Annotated in this window: 1 protein-coding gene; it reads left to right on the top strand. The window is 65.9% G+C overall.

From position 1 onward, the window contains the following. A partial coding sequence (locus AC1D1T_RS32570; protein WP_477993489.1) for a VCBS domain-containing protein occupies nt 1–1227 on the top strand: 1227 nt, incomplete at both ends.

The following is a 1227-nucleotide window of genomic DNA, read 5'->3' on the forward strand; positions in this document are numbered from 1 at the left end:
GACGCCGCCGTCATTTCCGGCGCAACCTCCGGCTCCGTCACCGAAGACACCACTGTCAACGGTTCTGGCAACCTGACCACCGGTGGCACGATGTCCGTCGCAGACGTCGACAACGGCCAGGCGGTGTTCCAGGCTCAGCCCGCCACAGCGGGCACCTACGGCACCTTCACCCTTGCCACCGACGGCACCTGGACTTATGCAGCTGCGAACAGCAACGCCACGGTCCAGGCGCTGCGTGCCGATCAGTCGCTGACCGAGACCTTCACGGTCAAGAGCGCTGATGGCACCAACTCCTCTGTCACGGTCACCATCAAGGGTGCCAACGACGCCGCCGTCATTTCCGGCGCAACCTCCGGCTCCGTCACCGAAGACACCACTGTCAACGGTTCTGGCAACCTGACCACCGGTGGCACGCTGTCCGTCGCAGACGTCGACAACGGCCAGGCGGTGTTCCAGGCTCAGCCCGCCACAGCGGGCACCTACGGCACCTTCACCCTTGCCACCGACGGCACCTGGACCTACGCCGCTGCCAACAACAACGCCACGGTTCAGGCGCTGCGCGCTGATCAGTCGCTGACCGAGACCTTCTCCGTCAAGAGCGCTGATGGGACCTCGTCGAGCGTCACGGTCACCATCCAGGGCACCAACGACGTCGCGGTGATCTCCGGTGTCAATACCGGCTCCGTCTCGGAAGACACGGCTGTCAACGCTTCCGGCAACCTGACCACCGGCGGCACCTTGTCCGTCGCCGATGTCGACAATGGCCAGGCCGTGTTCCAGGCTCAGCCCGCCACTGCTGGCGCCTACGGCACCTTCACGCTCGCCACCGACGGCACCTGGACTTATGCAGCTGCGAACAGCAACGCCACGGTCYAGGCGCTGCGCGCCGATCAGTCGCTGACCGAGACCTTCTCGGTCAAGAGCGCCGACGGGACTTCTTCGAGCGTCACGGTCACCATCAAGGGTGTCAACGACGCTGCCGTCATCTCCGGCGCGACCTCGGGCTCCGTCACCGAAGACACCGCGGTCAACGGCTCCGGCAATCTGACCACCGGTGGCACCCTGTCCGTCGCCGACGTCGACAACGGCCAGGCCGTGTTCCAGGCCCAGCCTGCCACTGCTGGCGCCTACGGCACCTTCACGCTTGCCGCCGACGGCACCTGGACTTACGCAGCCGCCAACAGCAACGCGACAATCCAAGCCCTGCGTGCCGATCAGTCGCTGACG

It is taken from the genome of Rhizobacter sp. P2_H3, assembly GCF_056403355.1.